Annotated in this window: 13 protein-coding genes; 4 read left to right on the forward strand and 9 right to left on the reverse strand. The window is 70.1% G+C overall.

The features are described 5' to 3' along the window. Positions 1-289: 289 nt before the first annotated feature. From VDQ83_RS08510 to VDQ83_RS08535, 6 genes are all read right to left on the reverse strand, one after another. The gene (locus tag VDQ83_RS08510) at positions 290-940 is read right to left on the reverse strand and encodes a hypothetical protein (protein WP_455434578.1); all 651 of its coding nucleotides are present in this window, start codon (positions 938-940) and stop codon (positions 290-292) included. A gap of 99 nt (positions 941-1,039) precedes the next feature. Further along, positions 1,040-1,837 (reverse strand): hypothetical protein, encoded by a 798-nt coding sequence (locus VDQ83_RS08515; RefSeq protein WP_455434579.1) that lies wholly within the window; start codon positions 1,835-1,837, stop codon positions 1,040-1,042. Positions 1,838-2,469: 632 nt separating this feature from the next. Further along, positions 2,470-3,813: a sigma-54-dependent transcriptional regulator gene (locus tag VDQ83_RS08520; RefSeq protein WP_455434580.1), complete on the reverse strand. Its 1,344-nt coding sequence runs from the start codon at positions 3,811-3,813 to the stop codon at positions 2,470-2,472. Continuing rightward, entirely contained in the window at positions 3,798-5,237 is a 1,440-nt protein-coding gene (locus VDQ83_RS08525; protein ID WP_455434581.1) for a sensor histidine kinase, read from the reverse strand. The genes VDQ83_RS08520 and VDQ83_RS08525 overlap by 16 nt, the downstream gene beginning before the upstream one ends. Before the next feature lie 85 nt (positions 5,238-5,322). Next, positions 5,323-7,032, reverse strand: a complete 1,710-nt coding sequence (gene poxB, locus VDQ83_RS08530) for a ubiquinone-dependent pyruvate dehydrogenase (RefSeq protein WP_455434674.1) — start codon at positions 7,030-7,032, stop codon at positions 5,323-5,325. A 128-nt stretch (positions 7,033-7,160) separates the two neighbouring features. Next, entirely contained in the window at positions 7,161-7,520 is a 360-nt protein-coding gene (locus VDQ83_RS08535; RefSeq protein WP_455434582.1) for a hypothetical protein, read from the reverse strand. Positions 7,521-7,582: 62 nt separating this feature from the next. Between VDQ83_RS08535 and VDQ83_RS08540 the strand changes: the two genes are divergently transcribed. Further along, positions 7,583-8,053: a hypothetical protein gene (locus VDQ83_RS08540; RefSeq protein WP_455434583.1), complete on the forward strand. Its 471-nt coding sequence runs from the start codon at positions 7,583-7,585 to the stop codon at positions 8,051-8,053. A 155-nt stretch (positions 8,054-8,208) separates the two neighbouring features. Here VDQ83_RS08540 and VDQ83_RS08545 read toward each other — a convergent pair whose 3' ends face one another. The 3 genes from VDQ83_RS08545 to VDQ83_RS08555 form a co-directional block, all read right to left on the reverse strand. After that, a complete protein-coding gene (locus tag VDQ83_RS08545) occupies positions 8,209-8,649 on the reverse strand; it encodes a low affinity iron permease family protein (protein WP_263398534.1) in 441 nt (146 codons plus the stop codon). Positions 8,650-8,815: 166 nt separating this feature from the next. Beyond that, the gene (locus VDQ83_RS08550) at positions 8,816-9,943 is read right to left on the reverse strand and encodes a fatty acid desaturase family protein (RefSeq protein WP_455434584.1); all 1,128 of its coding nucleotides are present in this window, start codon (positions 9,941-9,943) and stop codon (positions 8,816-8,818) included. A gap of 11 nt (positions 9,944-9,954) precedes the next feature. Next, complete coding sequence (locus VDQ83_RS08555; RefSeq protein ID WP_455434585.1) at positions 9,955-11,031, reverse strand: ferredoxin reductase; 1,077 nt, start codon at positions 11,029-11,031, stop codon at positions 9,955-9,957. 92 nt (positions 11,032-11,123) lie between these two features. Here VDQ83_RS08555 and fabR point away from each other — a divergent pair, with 92 nt between their 5' ends. The 3 genes from fabR (at position 11,124) to VDQ83_RS08570 (ending at position 13,945) form a co-directional block, all read left to right on the forward strand. Further along, the gene (gene fabR, locus VDQ83_RS08560) at positions 11,124-11,771 is read left to right on the forward strand and encodes an HTH-type transcriptional repressor FabR (protein WP_263395842.1); all 648 of its coding nucleotides are present in this window, start codon (positions 11,124-11,126) and stop codon (positions 11,769-11,771) included. A 270-nt stretch (positions 11,772-12,041) separates the two neighbouring features. Continuing rightward, positions 12,042-12,479 (forward strand): hypothetical protein, encoded by a 438-nt coding sequence (locus tag VDQ83_RS08565; RefSeq protein WP_309913746.1) that lies wholly within the window; start codon positions 12,042-12,044, stop codon positions 12,477-12,479. Beyond that, positions 12,476-13,945: an ATPase domain-containing protein gene (locus VDQ83_RS08570; protein ID WP_309913744.1), complete on the forward strand. Its 1,470-nt coding sequence runs from the start codon at positions 12,476-12,478 to the stop codon at positions 13,943-13,945. The genes VDQ83_RS08565 and VDQ83_RS08570 overlap by 4 nt, the downstream gene beginning before the upstream one ends. The last annotated feature ends 6 nt before the right edge of the window (positions 13,946-13,951 follow it).

Genomic DNA, 13,951 nt, shown 5'->3' on the forward strand with positions numbered 1-13,951 from the left:
CGCGCTGCGAGCGGAAAGGAGCGGCAAAGCCGAGCGATGTGCGCAGTGGAAACGTGGCATGCGATGTCCTGGAAGTGCCGCCGCGAGGGCCAAGGAGGACTCTAAAACTTGCGCGACGCAGGCGAACGCGTTGCTGCGGCCGCGCTTGCGCTATCCGGTTCAGCGCCAGGGTTCGAGCTGGAGAAACACACGATGGCGCTCTGACGCGCCTGCGACGGCCGCGACGAATTTGAGAACGTTGCGCGATGCAGGCGGTCGCGTCGCCGCGACCGCCGCTGCGCTGCGCGGTTCAGTGCTTGGATTTGGGTTTTGGCTTGGGCTTGGGCTTGGGCTTGTCGGCATCGTGCGGCTTGGGCGGATGCGGCTTGGGCGCGATCGGCTGCAATGCCGCCGGCGTGGCGCCGACCGCCTGCGCGTGGATCACCGTGCCATGCGGCAACACCAGTGCGTGACCTTCCACCGCCAGCGGCTGGCCCACGGCCAGCCAGTTCGCCAGCGCGTCGGCGGCGTGCGGGGGGAACCGCACGATGCAGTCGTCGTCGAGCAGCGCGCCGTGCACCTGTCCGTGCGGGCCGTGCAGCAGGCGCGCGACGACGCCGCTGTGCCGAGTCTTCGCCGGCTTCTCGGGCTTTTCCGGTTTCCTGGCCGGCGTGTGCTCGGCATGTGGCCCATGCGGCCCGCGGTCGGCGATGCGCTTGCCGCCGTCAGGATCGATCGCCAGCGCGACCAGCATGTCCGCGCCGTAGGGTTTGAGCCCGCGCACGCCGAGCGCGGCGCCGGGCTTGAGCGTCTTCAGCAGCTGCGCCGACAGGTGCGGCGCGGTGTGCACCTCGGTGCCGTCGTCGAGCAGCAGGCCATCGACCTCGGCCTTGGGATTGAGCAGGAAGCGGGCGAGCGTGCCGCGGGTTTCCGGCAGGAAATCGGGATCGACCCAATGCATGGCGTTACTCCAATGAAGGAAGGTGGGGACCGGCGTCGCGCCGGTGGCGGCGCCCGCCGCGAGGCAGGGCGCCGCCATCGCACGAAAAAGCGCAGGCGATCAGCGCGGCGCCGGCAGTGGCACCGGCGGCACTGCCGGCGCGGCGGGAGCGGCCGGCGGCGGTGGCGCGGCCGGCGGCACCGGCGGTGCGGGCGGCGCGAACAGGGTGCGCTGCGTGGCGCGATCGCGGCCGAGCTGGGTCGCTTCCAGCGAGCGCCCCGCCGCGGTGGCCACGCCGAAGCCGCTGACGCTCAGCGGCGCACCAACGCGCAGCAGCGCATCGTTCTGCATGGCCACGTGCGGTGGCATCCGCACCACGGTGCCGTCGCTGAGCAACACGCCGGCGGTCTCGCCGCGCGGGCCGTAGACCAGGCGCTCGATGCGACCTTCGGCCTGCATCGGATTCAACGCAGGCGGGGTCGGCGGCGCCGGCGGGCCGGCCAGCGGATTCGGCGGGCGGTCCACCACCTGCTGGCCGCTGCGCCGCGTGCCGATCGCACTGGCCTGCAGCAACGGCAGCGTGCCCAGGCGATAGCCCTGCACGGTCACCGCATCGCCGCGGCGTACCGCGGCCTGCAACTCGGCCGACAGGTGCGGCGGAAAGCCGACCTGGGTGCCGTCGCGCAGCCACAGCCCGTCGACGTCGCCGTTGGGATTGAGCATGAAGCGCTCGACCGTGCCCTCGACGCGCACCGGTGCGGCCGCGACCGGCGCGGCAGGCGGCGGTGGCGGTGCGGGCGCCGCAGGCGGGACCGGCGGCGGCGCAGCGGCGGCGGCCGCGGGGGGTGCCGGCACCTGCGCGACGGCAGTGGCGGCGGCAATGGCCAGCGAGAAAGCGAGTGCGCTGCGACGGATCATCGGAAGTCTCCAGGGCGACAAGGGGAGGCCGCCTGTGGAGGTAGCAACGCAGCATCCGTGCCAAGTCCCAACTAATTGATCCTCAAGGAATCGCGCTTGCGAACGGGAACGCTGGGTGTCTGCGCTTCATCCACTGGCGTCCGCTTTACGGACAGGTGTGGTGTCTGGAATGGGACGCTTATGGGTTGGTGTTTCGTTCGCTTGTTGGTGGGACTGCGCTTGGTGAGTGGCGCTTGGTTTGACAGGCTTGCGGAGGGTGTCTGTCGCGGCTGAAGCCGCTCCTACAGGGGTGCGGCTGCTGTGGCTTGGGCCGGGCGTTTGGCCGCATTGGGCTTGCGCGTACCTGGGCATGACCGGTGCGACGTCGTTGTCAGGATCGGCGTGCTGGAGGGTGGGAGTGCGCCTGGTGACTGGGCGTTTGGCTTGGCAGGCTTGCGGAGGGTGTCTGTCGCGGCTGAAGCCGCTCCTACATGGGTGTGGCTGCTGTGGCTTGGGTCGGGCGTCTGGCCGCGTTGGGCTTGGGCGTACCTGGGCGTAAGTGGTGCGGCGTCGTTGCCAGGAGACGGAGGCGCGTTCGCTTCATCGCGACGCGAGTGCGCTGCGCTCTCGCGGCAGCGGCAGCGGCAGCGTGGCTAGCCCAGCCCATAGTCGTCGAGCTTGCGGTACAGCAGTTGGCGGTGGATGCCGAGCCGGCGCGCGGCTTCGGCGCGATTGCCCTGCGCCTGCGCCAGCGCCGCCTGGATCATCCGCTTCTCCAGTTGCGCCACCGCGTCGGGCAGGGTCAGCGCCGGCGCATCCGCGGCGACCGCATCGCCGGCGCCATCGCCTGCCAGCACCTCGTCCAGGTCCTGCGCCTCGATCGTCGGCGTGCGCACCAGCACCTGGCAGCGCTGCATCGCGTTGCGCAGCTCGCGCACGTTGCCCGGCCATGGATACGCGCGCAGCCGCGCCTGCGCCGCCGCCGACAGCGTGCGCGCCGCGCTGGCGCCGTCCTCGAGGAAATGCTGTGCCAGCAGCACGATGTCGTCGCCGCGCTCGCGCAGCGGCGGCAGTTCGATCGGCACCACGTTGAGCCGGTAGCGCAGGTCGCTGCGGAAGCGGCCGTCGGCGACCAGCTGCGCCAGTTCGCGATGGGTCGCGGCGACCACGCGCACGTCCACCTTCTGCGCGCCGCGCCCGCCCAATGGCGACACCTCGCCTTCCTGCAGGAAACGCAGCAGCTTGGCCTGCATCGGCAGCGGCATGTCGCCGATCTCGTCCAGGAACAGGGTGCCGCCGTCGGCCTCGCGGATCAGCCCGGGACGATCGGCGACAGCGCCGGAGAACGCGCCCTTGCGGTAGCCGAACAGTTCGCTCTCCATCAGTTCGGTCGGGATCGCCGCGCAGTTGACTGCGACGAAGGAGCCCGCCCGCGCGCTGGCGCGATGCAGCGCACGCGCCACCAGTTCCTTGCCGGTGCCGGTCTCGCCGCTGATCAGCACCTGCAGGTCCGAGGCCGCGGCCAGGCCGATGCGCTTGTGCACGGTGCGCATCGCCGCGCTGTGCCCGAGCAGCGCGCCGGCGTCCTCGGCCGGCGCCTGCGGCGGCGCCGCGCCGCCGGCGCCGCCGGCGTGCGCCTGCAGCGCGCGTTCCACCACCGCGACGATGTCGGCGCGCCCCACCGGCTTGACCAGGTGATCGAACGCGCCGAGTTTCATCGCCTCGATGGTGTTGCTGCTGGACGCGTAGGCGGTGAGCATCACCAGCGGCACCGCGGCGGCCTGCGCATGCGCCTGGCGCGCGCGCATCAGCGCGATGCCGTCCATGCCGGGCATGCGGAAATCGACGAAGGCCAGGTCGATGCCGCCTTCGCGCAATCGCGCCAGCCCCGCTTCGCCATCGGCAGCGGCGAGCACCTCGTGGCCGAACGAGCGCAGCGTGGCCTGCAGCGTGCTCAGGAAGGCGGTGTCGTCGTCGACGATCAGGATGCGCGCCATGGCAGTTCCAGGATGAAGGAGGTGATGCCGTCGTGGTGCGCGTAGTGCGCCTGGCCGCCGTGCGCGCGGGCGATCTCGCGCACCAGCGCCAGGCCCAGGCCGTTGCCGTCGCTGCGGCCGCTGGCGAAGGGTTCGAACAGGTGCGCGGCGACCGGCGTGGGCACCGGTTCGCCGCGATTGGCCACCGTCAGCCGCAGCAGGTCGGCATCGGCCTCGACCGTCAGCGTCACCGCGGTGCCGGGCGTGGCGTGCTGCAGCGCGTTGCGCAGCAGGTTGTGCAAGGCGCGCGCGGCCTGCTGCGGATCCAGCGTCCACTGCGCCGGCGCCGCCGCCAGTTGCAACGCGATCGGCGCCGCCAGCGGCGCCCATTCGGCCGGGTCGAGCAGGTCCTGCAGCCAGGGCTGCAAGGTCACGGTCTGGCGTTGCAGGCGGATCGGCTGGACCATGCCGAGCAGGCTTTCCACCACCCCGTCCAGGCGCTGGATCTGCGCCAGCATCAGCTGCGCCTGCGCCTCGTCGAAGCCGCCCTCGCCCGCGGCGATCTGGTTTTCGAGCGCGAGGCGCAAGGTCGCGATCGGGTTGCGGATCTCGTGGGCGACGGTCGCGGTCATGCGTCCGAGCGCGGCCAGCCGCTCGTGCCGCGACAGTTCCTCGCCGAGCCGGCGCGCCTCGGCCAGGGCCTGCGCGCTGCGTTGCGCGTACTCGGTGACCGCCGCGCCCAGGCGGTCCAGCTCCGGCGCGCCGGTGGCCGGTATCGACGGCACCTCCGCCGGCGTCGCCAGCGCCTGCTGGATGCGGTGCAGGCGCTGGCTCCAGCGCCGTACCACCCAGCCCAGCGCGACCGCCGAGACCACCGCCAGCGCCAGGATCAGCGCCATGCCCACCGCCAGCGGGCGTCCGGCCGAGGCCTCGCCGGTCGCGGCGACCCGGGCCATGGTCCACGCCGCGCTGTCGCGATCCAGCGGACAGGCGGCGATCAGCAGCGTCTCGCGCTGGCCGTCGCGGCGGTAGTGCGCCGGTTGGCGGTCGGCCACGCTGCGTTGCGCGGTGGCGACGATGACGTTCTGTTCGGCGGTCGGTACGTCGGTCTTGTGTTCGCTGCCGTCGTAGGTGGGATAGGCGTAGGCGAGGAAGCCGCGCTGCCGCTCCCAGACCCCGCCTTCCACGCCCGCGGCGTCGGCCAGCACCAGTTGCAGCACCACCGCAGCCAGGCCGGCGCCGTCGCTGCCGCGCGCCGCCGCGCTGGCGCCGTTGTAGCGCTGCACGATGCGCGTGCAGTCGCCCTGCAGCCGCGCCTGCGCCTCGCCCACGCGCACGCCCTCGCTGTGCCGGTACAGGCCGAACAGCACCACCGCCATGCCCACGCACGCGGCGAGGATGACGATCCAGATCAGCAGCAGTTGCCGCAGCAGCGAACGGGGCATGGTCCACCGGGGGCGCGAAAGTCGGAAAGATAGCAGCCCGCCCCACGCCGCCGCGCTGCGCGTGCGCGCTGCCGCCGTTCGCCGCTCAGCGCAGGTTGGTCTTGACCAGTTCGACGACCTCGTCGCCGCGCCCGCTCATCACCGCGCGCAGCAGGTACAGGCCCATGCCCTTGGCCTGCTCGAGCTTGATCGCCGGCGGGATCACCAGTTCCTGGGTGGCCACGCGCACGTCGACCAGCACCGGCCCGGGATGCGCGAAGGCCTGGCGCAGCGCCGGCTCCAGCTGCGCCGAGTCGTCCACGCGCAGGCCGAGGATGCCCATCGCGTTGCTCATCGCCGCGAAGTCCGGGTTGCTCAGGTCGGTGCCGGTGTCCAGGTAGCCGGCCGACTTCATCTCCATCGCGACGAAGCCGAGCGAGCCGTTGTTGTAGACCACCACCTTCACCGGCAGGCCCAGCTGCGCCAGGGTGATGAAGTCGCCCATCAGCATGGTGAAGCCGCCGTCGCCGGACAGCGAGATGACTTGCCGCCGCGGGAACTGCGCCTGCGCGCCCAGCGCCTGCGGCATCGCGTTGGCCATCGAGCCGTGGTTGAACGAGCCGAGCAGGCGGCGCTTGCCGTTCATGGTCAGGTAGCGCGCCGCCCACACCGTGGGCGTGCCGACATCGCAGCTGAAGATCGCATCCTCGTCGGCCAGCGCATCGATCATCCGGGTCACGAACTGCGGGTGCAGCGGCTCGCCGGGCGCGGCGGCCACGGCCAGGTCGTCGAGGCCTGCGCGCGCCTTGCGGTAATGCGCCAGCGACTTGTCCAGGAAGCCGCGCTGTTCGCGCCGCTGCAGTTTCGGCAGCAACGCGGCGATGGTCTCGCGCACGTCGGCGGCGATGCCCAGTTGCAGCGGCGTGCGCCGTCCCAGCGCGGACGGGTCGCGATCGACCTGCACGATGGCCGCGTCCTTCGGATAGAACTGGCGGTACGGGAAATCGGTGCCGAGCATCAGCAGCGTGTCGCAGTTGAGCATGGCCTGGTAGCCGGAACTGAAACCGATCAGCCCGGTCATGCCGACGTCGAACGGGTTGTCCCATTCCACGTGTTCCTTGCCGCGCAGCGCGTGCACGATCGGCGCGCCGAGCAGGTCGGCCAGCGCCACCAGTTCGTCGTGCGCGCCGGCGCAGCCGCTGCCGCACAGCAGCGTGGTCGCCTCGCTCGCCTGCAGCAGCTCGGCCAGGCGCTCCACGTCGGCGTCGGCCGGCAGGATCCGCGGCGGCGCCAGCGCCGGCCAGGCGGTCGGCGTGCCCTTGGGCACTTCCTGCAGCGCCACGTCGCCGGGAATCACCACCACCGCCACGCCCTGTTTCAGGATCGCGGTGCGCATCGCCCGGTGCAGCACCTCCGGCATCTGCGCCGGGTTGGTGACCAACTCGACGTAGTGGCTGCATTCGCGGAACAGTTCCTGCGGATGGGTCTCCTGGAAATAGCCCAGGCCGATCTCCGAGGACGGGATATGCGCGGCGATCGCCAGCACCGGCTGATGGCTGCGGTGGCAGTCGAACAGGCCGTTGATCAGGTGCAGGTTGCCCGGGCCGCAGCTGCCGGCACAAACCGCGAGCTTGCCGCTCAGCGCCGCCTCGGCGCCGGCGGCGAAGGCGGCCACCTCCTCGTGGCGCACGTGCATCCACTCGATGCTGTCCATCTGCCGCAAGGCGTCGGTGAGCCCGTTGAGGCTGTCGCCGGTGACCCCCCAGATGCGCTCGACCCCCGCGCTGTGCAGGGTTTCGGCGAGCAGGCGGGCCACGGTCGGCTTGGACATGATCATCTCCACGAAAGAAGCGGAGATGCTGGCACGCGATCCGTTACACGCGCGTGCTCCCGAAACGCCCGGCCGGCGCGTGCAGGCCGGCGTCGGATCGGCCGCGGCCGCGCTCAGCCCTTGTCGCGATCCTCTGCACGCTCGTCGCGGCCGCCGTCCTCGCCGCTGGCGTCCTGGTGGTAGCCGCCGGTCGCCGGCTTGCCGAGCGCGCCGCCGGCATGCTCGCCGGTGGCGGCATAGGTGCCGGCCTGGCCGAAGTTCGGTTGGGTGCGGCCGCTGCGGTCGGCGCCCGGATCGTCGGCGTCGTTGTCCGGCACGCCCTGCGCGTCCTGCCGCGGCGTGGTGCGCGATGGCACGTCGCGTCCGCGCCCGCGCGGCACGCCACTGTCCGCCGCAACGTCCGCGGTACCGCCGCGGTAGCCGGCCTGGCGGATGTCGTGATCGCCCAGCGGGCGGGAATCATGGTCGCTCATGAAGGTCTCCTCGATGATCGGATGCCGTGCCGCGGGGAGGCGGCGTGCGACCAAGCCTAGGCATGCACGCGTTAGCGACGGCGCAAGGCGCGATGAAGACGGCGCGAGCGCGGGTTACGCTCCATGACGTCATCGCCGACGCGGTGGGCAGCACCTTTGCATGCCCTATCGTGCATCCCGATCCGTGGACGCCTACGCACGCAGAAGACCCATGCACGGCGCGGTCGCATGCCTTCCACGCCGTGCTAACCGGCGGTCGCAGACGATCCGGATTCGTCATCCCGCAGGAGCCGAACATGAGTGGCCTACTTTGGAAACTGGCGGTCGCCGGAACCGTCGTCGCGGCGGCCAGGGCGTACCGTCGTCGCAGCACCGCGCAGAAACCCGCGGCGTTTTCGCAAGACGGCGCATACCGTGCCGTGCCGGACGACGGCAGTTTCACGCCGCCGCACGGCGACGTGGTCTCCGCCACCGACGAGCAGCGTGGCGGAGAGAACGCGGCCGGCCTGTATACCGGACCGGCGCTGACGTAAGGCAGGAGCCAGCACACGTTCGTCCATCGAGCGAGCGGTGCCTCTTCAACGCGTGGATCCAGGGCATGTGTGCGCGTCCGATTGGCGGAATCGGAGCCCACGTGCCCGCTTCGCCGTTGTGGCACGCAAGATGCCTTGCGTTCGCCACGACGCAGTCAGTCGCCGTCAGGATCGTCCGGGCCTTTCGCATCGACAGGGTCGCGACGATTCGAGCCACGCGAGCGCAACGCTTCTCCCGCCTTTTGCGCCAACGCCTCGTACTGCTTGCGGATCTCTTCCAGCCGCTTCTCGTCCAGCTCTTCCAGGTCGAGCAGTTCGTCGTTCGCCTTCGCGCTCACCCGGATCAGCTCGTCGAGCTTGATCTGCATCGCCGCGGTGTCGGCGTTCTGGGTGTGCTGGATCAGGAACACCATCAGGAAGGTGATGATGGTGGTGCCGGTGTTGATCACCAGCTGCCAGGTGTCGTTGAAGCCGAAGACGGGGCCGCTGGCGCCCCACAGCACCACGATGCCGAGCGCGATGCAGAACGTCCACGGCGTGCCGGCCGCATACGACGCCTTCTTGGCGACGACGTTGAACAGGTTGGCTGGTTTCATCGCGGACCTCGCGCAGTCGAAGGGACCGACGCACCAGGCTTGAATGCGCGGGCAGCCAGGATGATCCGCAGCGCCGCGTGGATGAAGCGTCAATGATCCTGAATCCGGCAGCGGCGCATGAAAAAGGCGGGGAGTCCCCGCCTTCGTTGCACATCTTGCGTTGCGCTCAACCGGCTTGTTGCGCCGCCTGCTGCCGCACCTGACGCACCGGCCGCGGGCGGCTCGGGAAGGCGTGGCGCACGATCCGCCACATCACCTGGCCGAACTGGCGCGGCAGCGAGCCGGTGTTGTAGTGCTGGCCGTAGCGCGCGCAGATCGCCTTCACTTCCACCGCCAGCGCGGCGTAGCGGTTGGCCGGGATGTCCGGGTAGAAGTGGTGCTCGATCTGGTGGCTCAGGTTGCCCGACAGCACGTTCAGCAGCTTGCCGCCGGCCAGGTTGGAGGAGCCGCGCAGCTGGCGCAGGTACCAGTGGCCGCGCGACTCGCCCTTGATCGACTCTTTCGGGAACGTTTCCGCATCGGCGGTGAAGTGGCCGCAGAAGATGATCACGAAGGTCCAGATGCTGCGCAGCACGTTGGCGGCCAGGTTGCCCAGCAGCACCGGCAGGAAGAACGGGCCGGCCAGCGCCGGGAAGATCACGTAGTCCTTCAGGATCTGCCGGCCCATCTTGCGCCCGACCGGCAGGAACGTGCGGCGCAGCTCGCCGCGCTTCATCTTGCCGGCGAACCAGCGGCCCAGGCGCAGGTCCTGGATCGCCACGCCCCATTCGAACAGCAGCGCGAACACCACCGCGATGAACGGCTGCGCCAGGTAGAACGGGCGCCAGCGCTGCTCGGGGAAGATCCGCAGCAGGCCGTAGCCGATGTCGTCGTCCATGCCGCGCACGTTGGTGTAGGTGTGGTGCTTGAAGTTGTGCGTCTTGCGCCAGTTGTCGCCGGTGGCGACGATGTCCCACTCGTAGGTGTTGCCGTTGAGCTGCGCATCGCCCATCCAGTCGTACTGGCCGTGCATGACGTTGTGGCCCAGCTCCATGTTCTCCAGGATCTTGGACAGGGTCAGCAGCGCCACGCCGGCGATCCACGCCGGCCACAACACGCTGTGCACGAACGCGCCCAGGAACAGCAGCGCGCGCCCGGCCAGGCCGGTGTAGCGCACCGCGGCGACGATGCGGCGGATGTAGCGCGCGTCGGCTTCGCCCAGGGTGGCGACGGTGCGCACGCGCAACGCATCGAGTTCGTCGCCGAAGGCCTGCAGGTCGGCCGGGGTCAGTGCGCGGTTGCGGGGAGCAGCCATGGGGAAGTCCTTCAAAGGTCCAGGATCAGGTCGCTGCTGGCGCTGTTGATGCACAGCTTCAGCATCGAACCCGGTTCGGTGGCGTGTGCGCCGGTGAGCAGGTCGCGGGTCGCGCCGGACTGCTTGCCGCAGGCGCAGCTGTTGCAGATACCCATGCGGCAGCCGTGCTTCGGGCGCAGGCCTTCGGCTTCCAGCGCGCTGAGCAGCGATTGCCCGCGCGGCAGCTGCAGCACGCGGCCGCTGCGCGCCAGCGTCACCGCGACCGTGCCGTGTTCGGCATCGGCCAGCGGCGGCGTACTGAACGCCTCGGCCTGGAAGCGCGCGACGCCGCTTTCCAGGCGCGCACGTGCGGCCTGCACGAAGCCGCCCGGACCGCAGGCCAGCACCTGCGCCTGCTCCAGCCCGGCCAGGTGCGCCAGCGGCAGCGTGTCCACGCGCGGCGCCGGCGCAGCGCCTTCGCCGGTGACCGCCAGTTGCAGGCGGAACCGCGGATGCGCGGCGGCCAGCTCCTGCAGTTCGTCGACGAAGCACAACTGGTCGCGGCGCCGCGCCCAGTAGATCAGGTCCACGTCGGCCGGCATGCCGGCGTCGGCCAGCTGCCGCAGCAGCGCGCGCATCGGGGTGATGCCGCTGCCGGCGGCCAGCATCAGCCAGCGTCCCTGCGGCGCGGCGGGCAACACCATGTCGCCGAACGCCTGGCCCAGTTCGAACGTCTCGCCGATCCGCGCGCCGTCGGCCAGGTACTGGCTGACGCGGCCGCCGTCGATCGCCTTGACCGTGATCGCCAGGCGCCCGCCCGGCAACGGCGTGGGGCTGTAGCTGCGGGTCAGGCGGCGCCCGTCGATCTCCACGCCCAACTGCACGTGCTGGCCGGCGCGCAGGCCGCGCCAGTGGCGGTTGGCCTTGAGGATCAGGGTCACCGCGTCGCTGCTGGCGCGCTCGCGCTGCAGCAGTCGCGCGCGCGGGCGCTGCCAAGTCCACAGCGGATGGATCCGCGTGGACCAGAAATCGAACACCTCCGGCTGCACCCAGGCGCGCAGGGCGCGGGTGGCGGAGCGGGCGGAGGCAGGACGGCGGGCAGCGTTCATGGGTCCACTATACAGGCGCAGATACAGATGTCTATACAGTTGTATATTCAGGAAGGCGCTATGATTCCTCTCTTGTCTCGCCCAGCCCGTCCATGACTTCCACGCCCCTGCCCCTGCCCGAGGACGCGCTGCCCGCGCGCAAGAGCGCGATTTCGCGCGAAGACCTGCTGGCGGCGGCATTGAAGCTGATCGGGCCGCACCGCAGCGTGTCCACGCTGAGCCTGCGCGAGGTGACCCGCGAAGCCGGCATCGCCCCGAACAGCTTCTATCGCCAGTTCCGCGACATGGACGAACTGGCGGTGGCGCTGATCGACCTGGCCGGCAGTTCGCTGCGCACCATCATCGGTCAGGCGCGGCAGCGCGCGGCCGGCAGCAACCGCAGCGTCATCCTCAGCTCGGTGGAAACCTTCATGGAGCAGCTGCGCGCCGACGACAAGCTGCTGCACGTGCTGCTGCGCGAAGGCACGGTCGGCTCGGATGCGTTCAAGCGCGCGGTGGATCGCGAGCTGAACTACTTCGAGGAAGAGCTGCGCGTGGACCTGATCCGCCTGGCCGCGCTCGACGGCACGCCGCTGCACGAACCGGCGCTGGTGTCCAAGGCGATCACCCGGCTGGTGTTCGCGATGGGCGCCACCGCGATGGACCTGCCGCCGGAGAAGGACCCGGAACTGGTGCGGCAGATCAGCGCGATGCTGCGCATGATCATCCTCGGCTCGCGCACGATCGCCGCGTCGGCGTAATCGCTTCCCGCGCTGGTGCATGGCCTCGACGCCATCGCGCCCTGAACTGTTTACTCGCTGTCTACATATCCGTCCATAACCCGCCTTCCGCCTCGATCGGCAAGGCGTAGCACTGGGCGGAACGCCTCGACGCGTTCCTGCTGGGCCCACCGCCAATAGCATCGCCCCGCTTTTACGGGCGGTTGCCGGACGAGTGAGGACAACGCCACGCGCGTTGCGTGGCCGAAGGTATACAGTGGGGACACATAATCCGCAGGTACGCGCAAGGCAATGGAGAACCCCGCGCTATCTGCGACGGTCGCCGCGCTCGCACGACAGGCAGCGAACGGCGCGGAGGCGTCGACGATCGCGGCGTCCATCACCTCGACGTGGCGGCAGATCGAACAGGCACTGACACCGATCCTCGGCGCGCGCGGCGTGGCCGCGCTGTTCAAACGCGCCCTGTTCCTGACCAAGGACCGCTTCCCGTGGCTGGAAGAGGCCTTTATCGCGACCGAGGCGTCCAGCGAACACGGCGCGCTCGACAGCTTCGGCCTGGTGCTGGGCCAGCAAAGCGCCGCCACCGCGGCCGCAGGCGGCGGCACATTCCTTTCGACCTTTCATGGCGTGCTAGTCAGCATGATCGGCGCAACCCTCACCGAACGGCTGTTGCAGTCGGTGTGGGTCACCTCTTCCAGCGGACCTCCCGCGCAGGGCACCTCCCCATGAGCAGCAAAGTCGCCATTCATTGCCTGCGGACCGGCGTCCCCGGACTCGACAAGGTATTGGGTGGAGGATTGCCCGAATTCTCGTTCAACCTGATCGCCGGGCCGCCCGGCTGCGGCAAGACCACGCTCGCGCACCAGATGATGTTCGCGCTGGCCACGCCCGAGCGTCCGGCGCTGTACTTCACCGTGCTCGGCGAGCCGCCACTGAAGATGCTGCGCTACCAGCAGCAGTTCGACTTCTTCGATGCGACGGCGATCAACGCCACGATCCACTTCGTCAACCTCTCCGAGGAAACCCTGGCCGGCGATCTGGACCGGGTGCTGGCGCGCATGGTCGCCGAAGTGGAAGCGCACGGCCCAGCGCTGGTGTTCGTCGATTCGTTCCGCTCGGTGGCACTGGCCAGCACCGCCGACGGCAACCTGCACAACAACCTGCAACGCTTCATCCAGCAGTTGGGCATGCTGATGAGCAGCTGGCAGGCGACCACGTTTCTGATCGGCGAATACTTCTTGGAATCCGATCCCAATCCGGTGTTCACCGTGGCCGACGGGCTGATCTGGTTGCGGCAGAGCGTGCAGCGCAACTCGATGGTGCGCAAGATGGAGGTCATGAAGATGCGCGGCAGCCCGTCGCTGCCGGGGCTGCATACGTTCCGCATCGACCATTCCGGCATGCGGGTGTTCGCGCCGGTGCCGGTGCTGCCACTAGGCGCACCATCGCCGCGCACCGGCGCGCGCTTGCCGATGGGCGTGCCGGAGCTGGATGCGATGCTCGGCGGCGGCCTGCCGCAAGGCTATTCGCTGCTGGTCGCAGGCCCCTCCGGCTCCGGCAAGACCTTGCTCGCCGCGGCGTTCCTCGCCGAAGGCGCGCGTTGTGGCGACAACGGCGTGCTGGTCGTCTTCGAGCAGCAGCCGCAGCGCTCGCGCACGCCTGCGCTGGCGGCATTGATCGCCAGCGGCCAGGTCGGCGTGGTGGACAGCCGTGCGCCGGACCTGTCGATCGACGAGATCCTGCAGTTGTTGGTCGCGGAAATCGACCGGCTCGGCGCCACCCGCGTGGTGATCGATTCGCTGTCGGCATTCGAGCTGGCGTTGGCGCCGACGTTTCGCGAAGACTTTCGCGAATCGCTGTCGCGCATGGTGGTGGCCTTGGCCGCGACCGGCGTCACCGTACTGATGACCTCCGAGCTGGAAGACCGCTACACCGACTTGCGCTTCAGTCCCTACGGCACCGCCTTCATGACCGATGCGATCATCGTGCAGCGCTACATCGAGGTGGACAGCCGGCTGCGCCGGGTCATGGCCGTGGTCAAGGTCCGCGCGAGCGCGCACTCGGACGCGCTGCGGGAATTCCATATCGACGACAGCGGCATTCGCATCGGCGCAGCGTTGCCGCAGCAGGAAGGCCTGCTAGGCGGCCGGCCGATGCGCAAGTCCGGCGCACACGACACCCTCGACACGAGTTGACCACGC

The organism is Xanthomonas sp. WHRI 7945, from assembly GCF_035026585.1.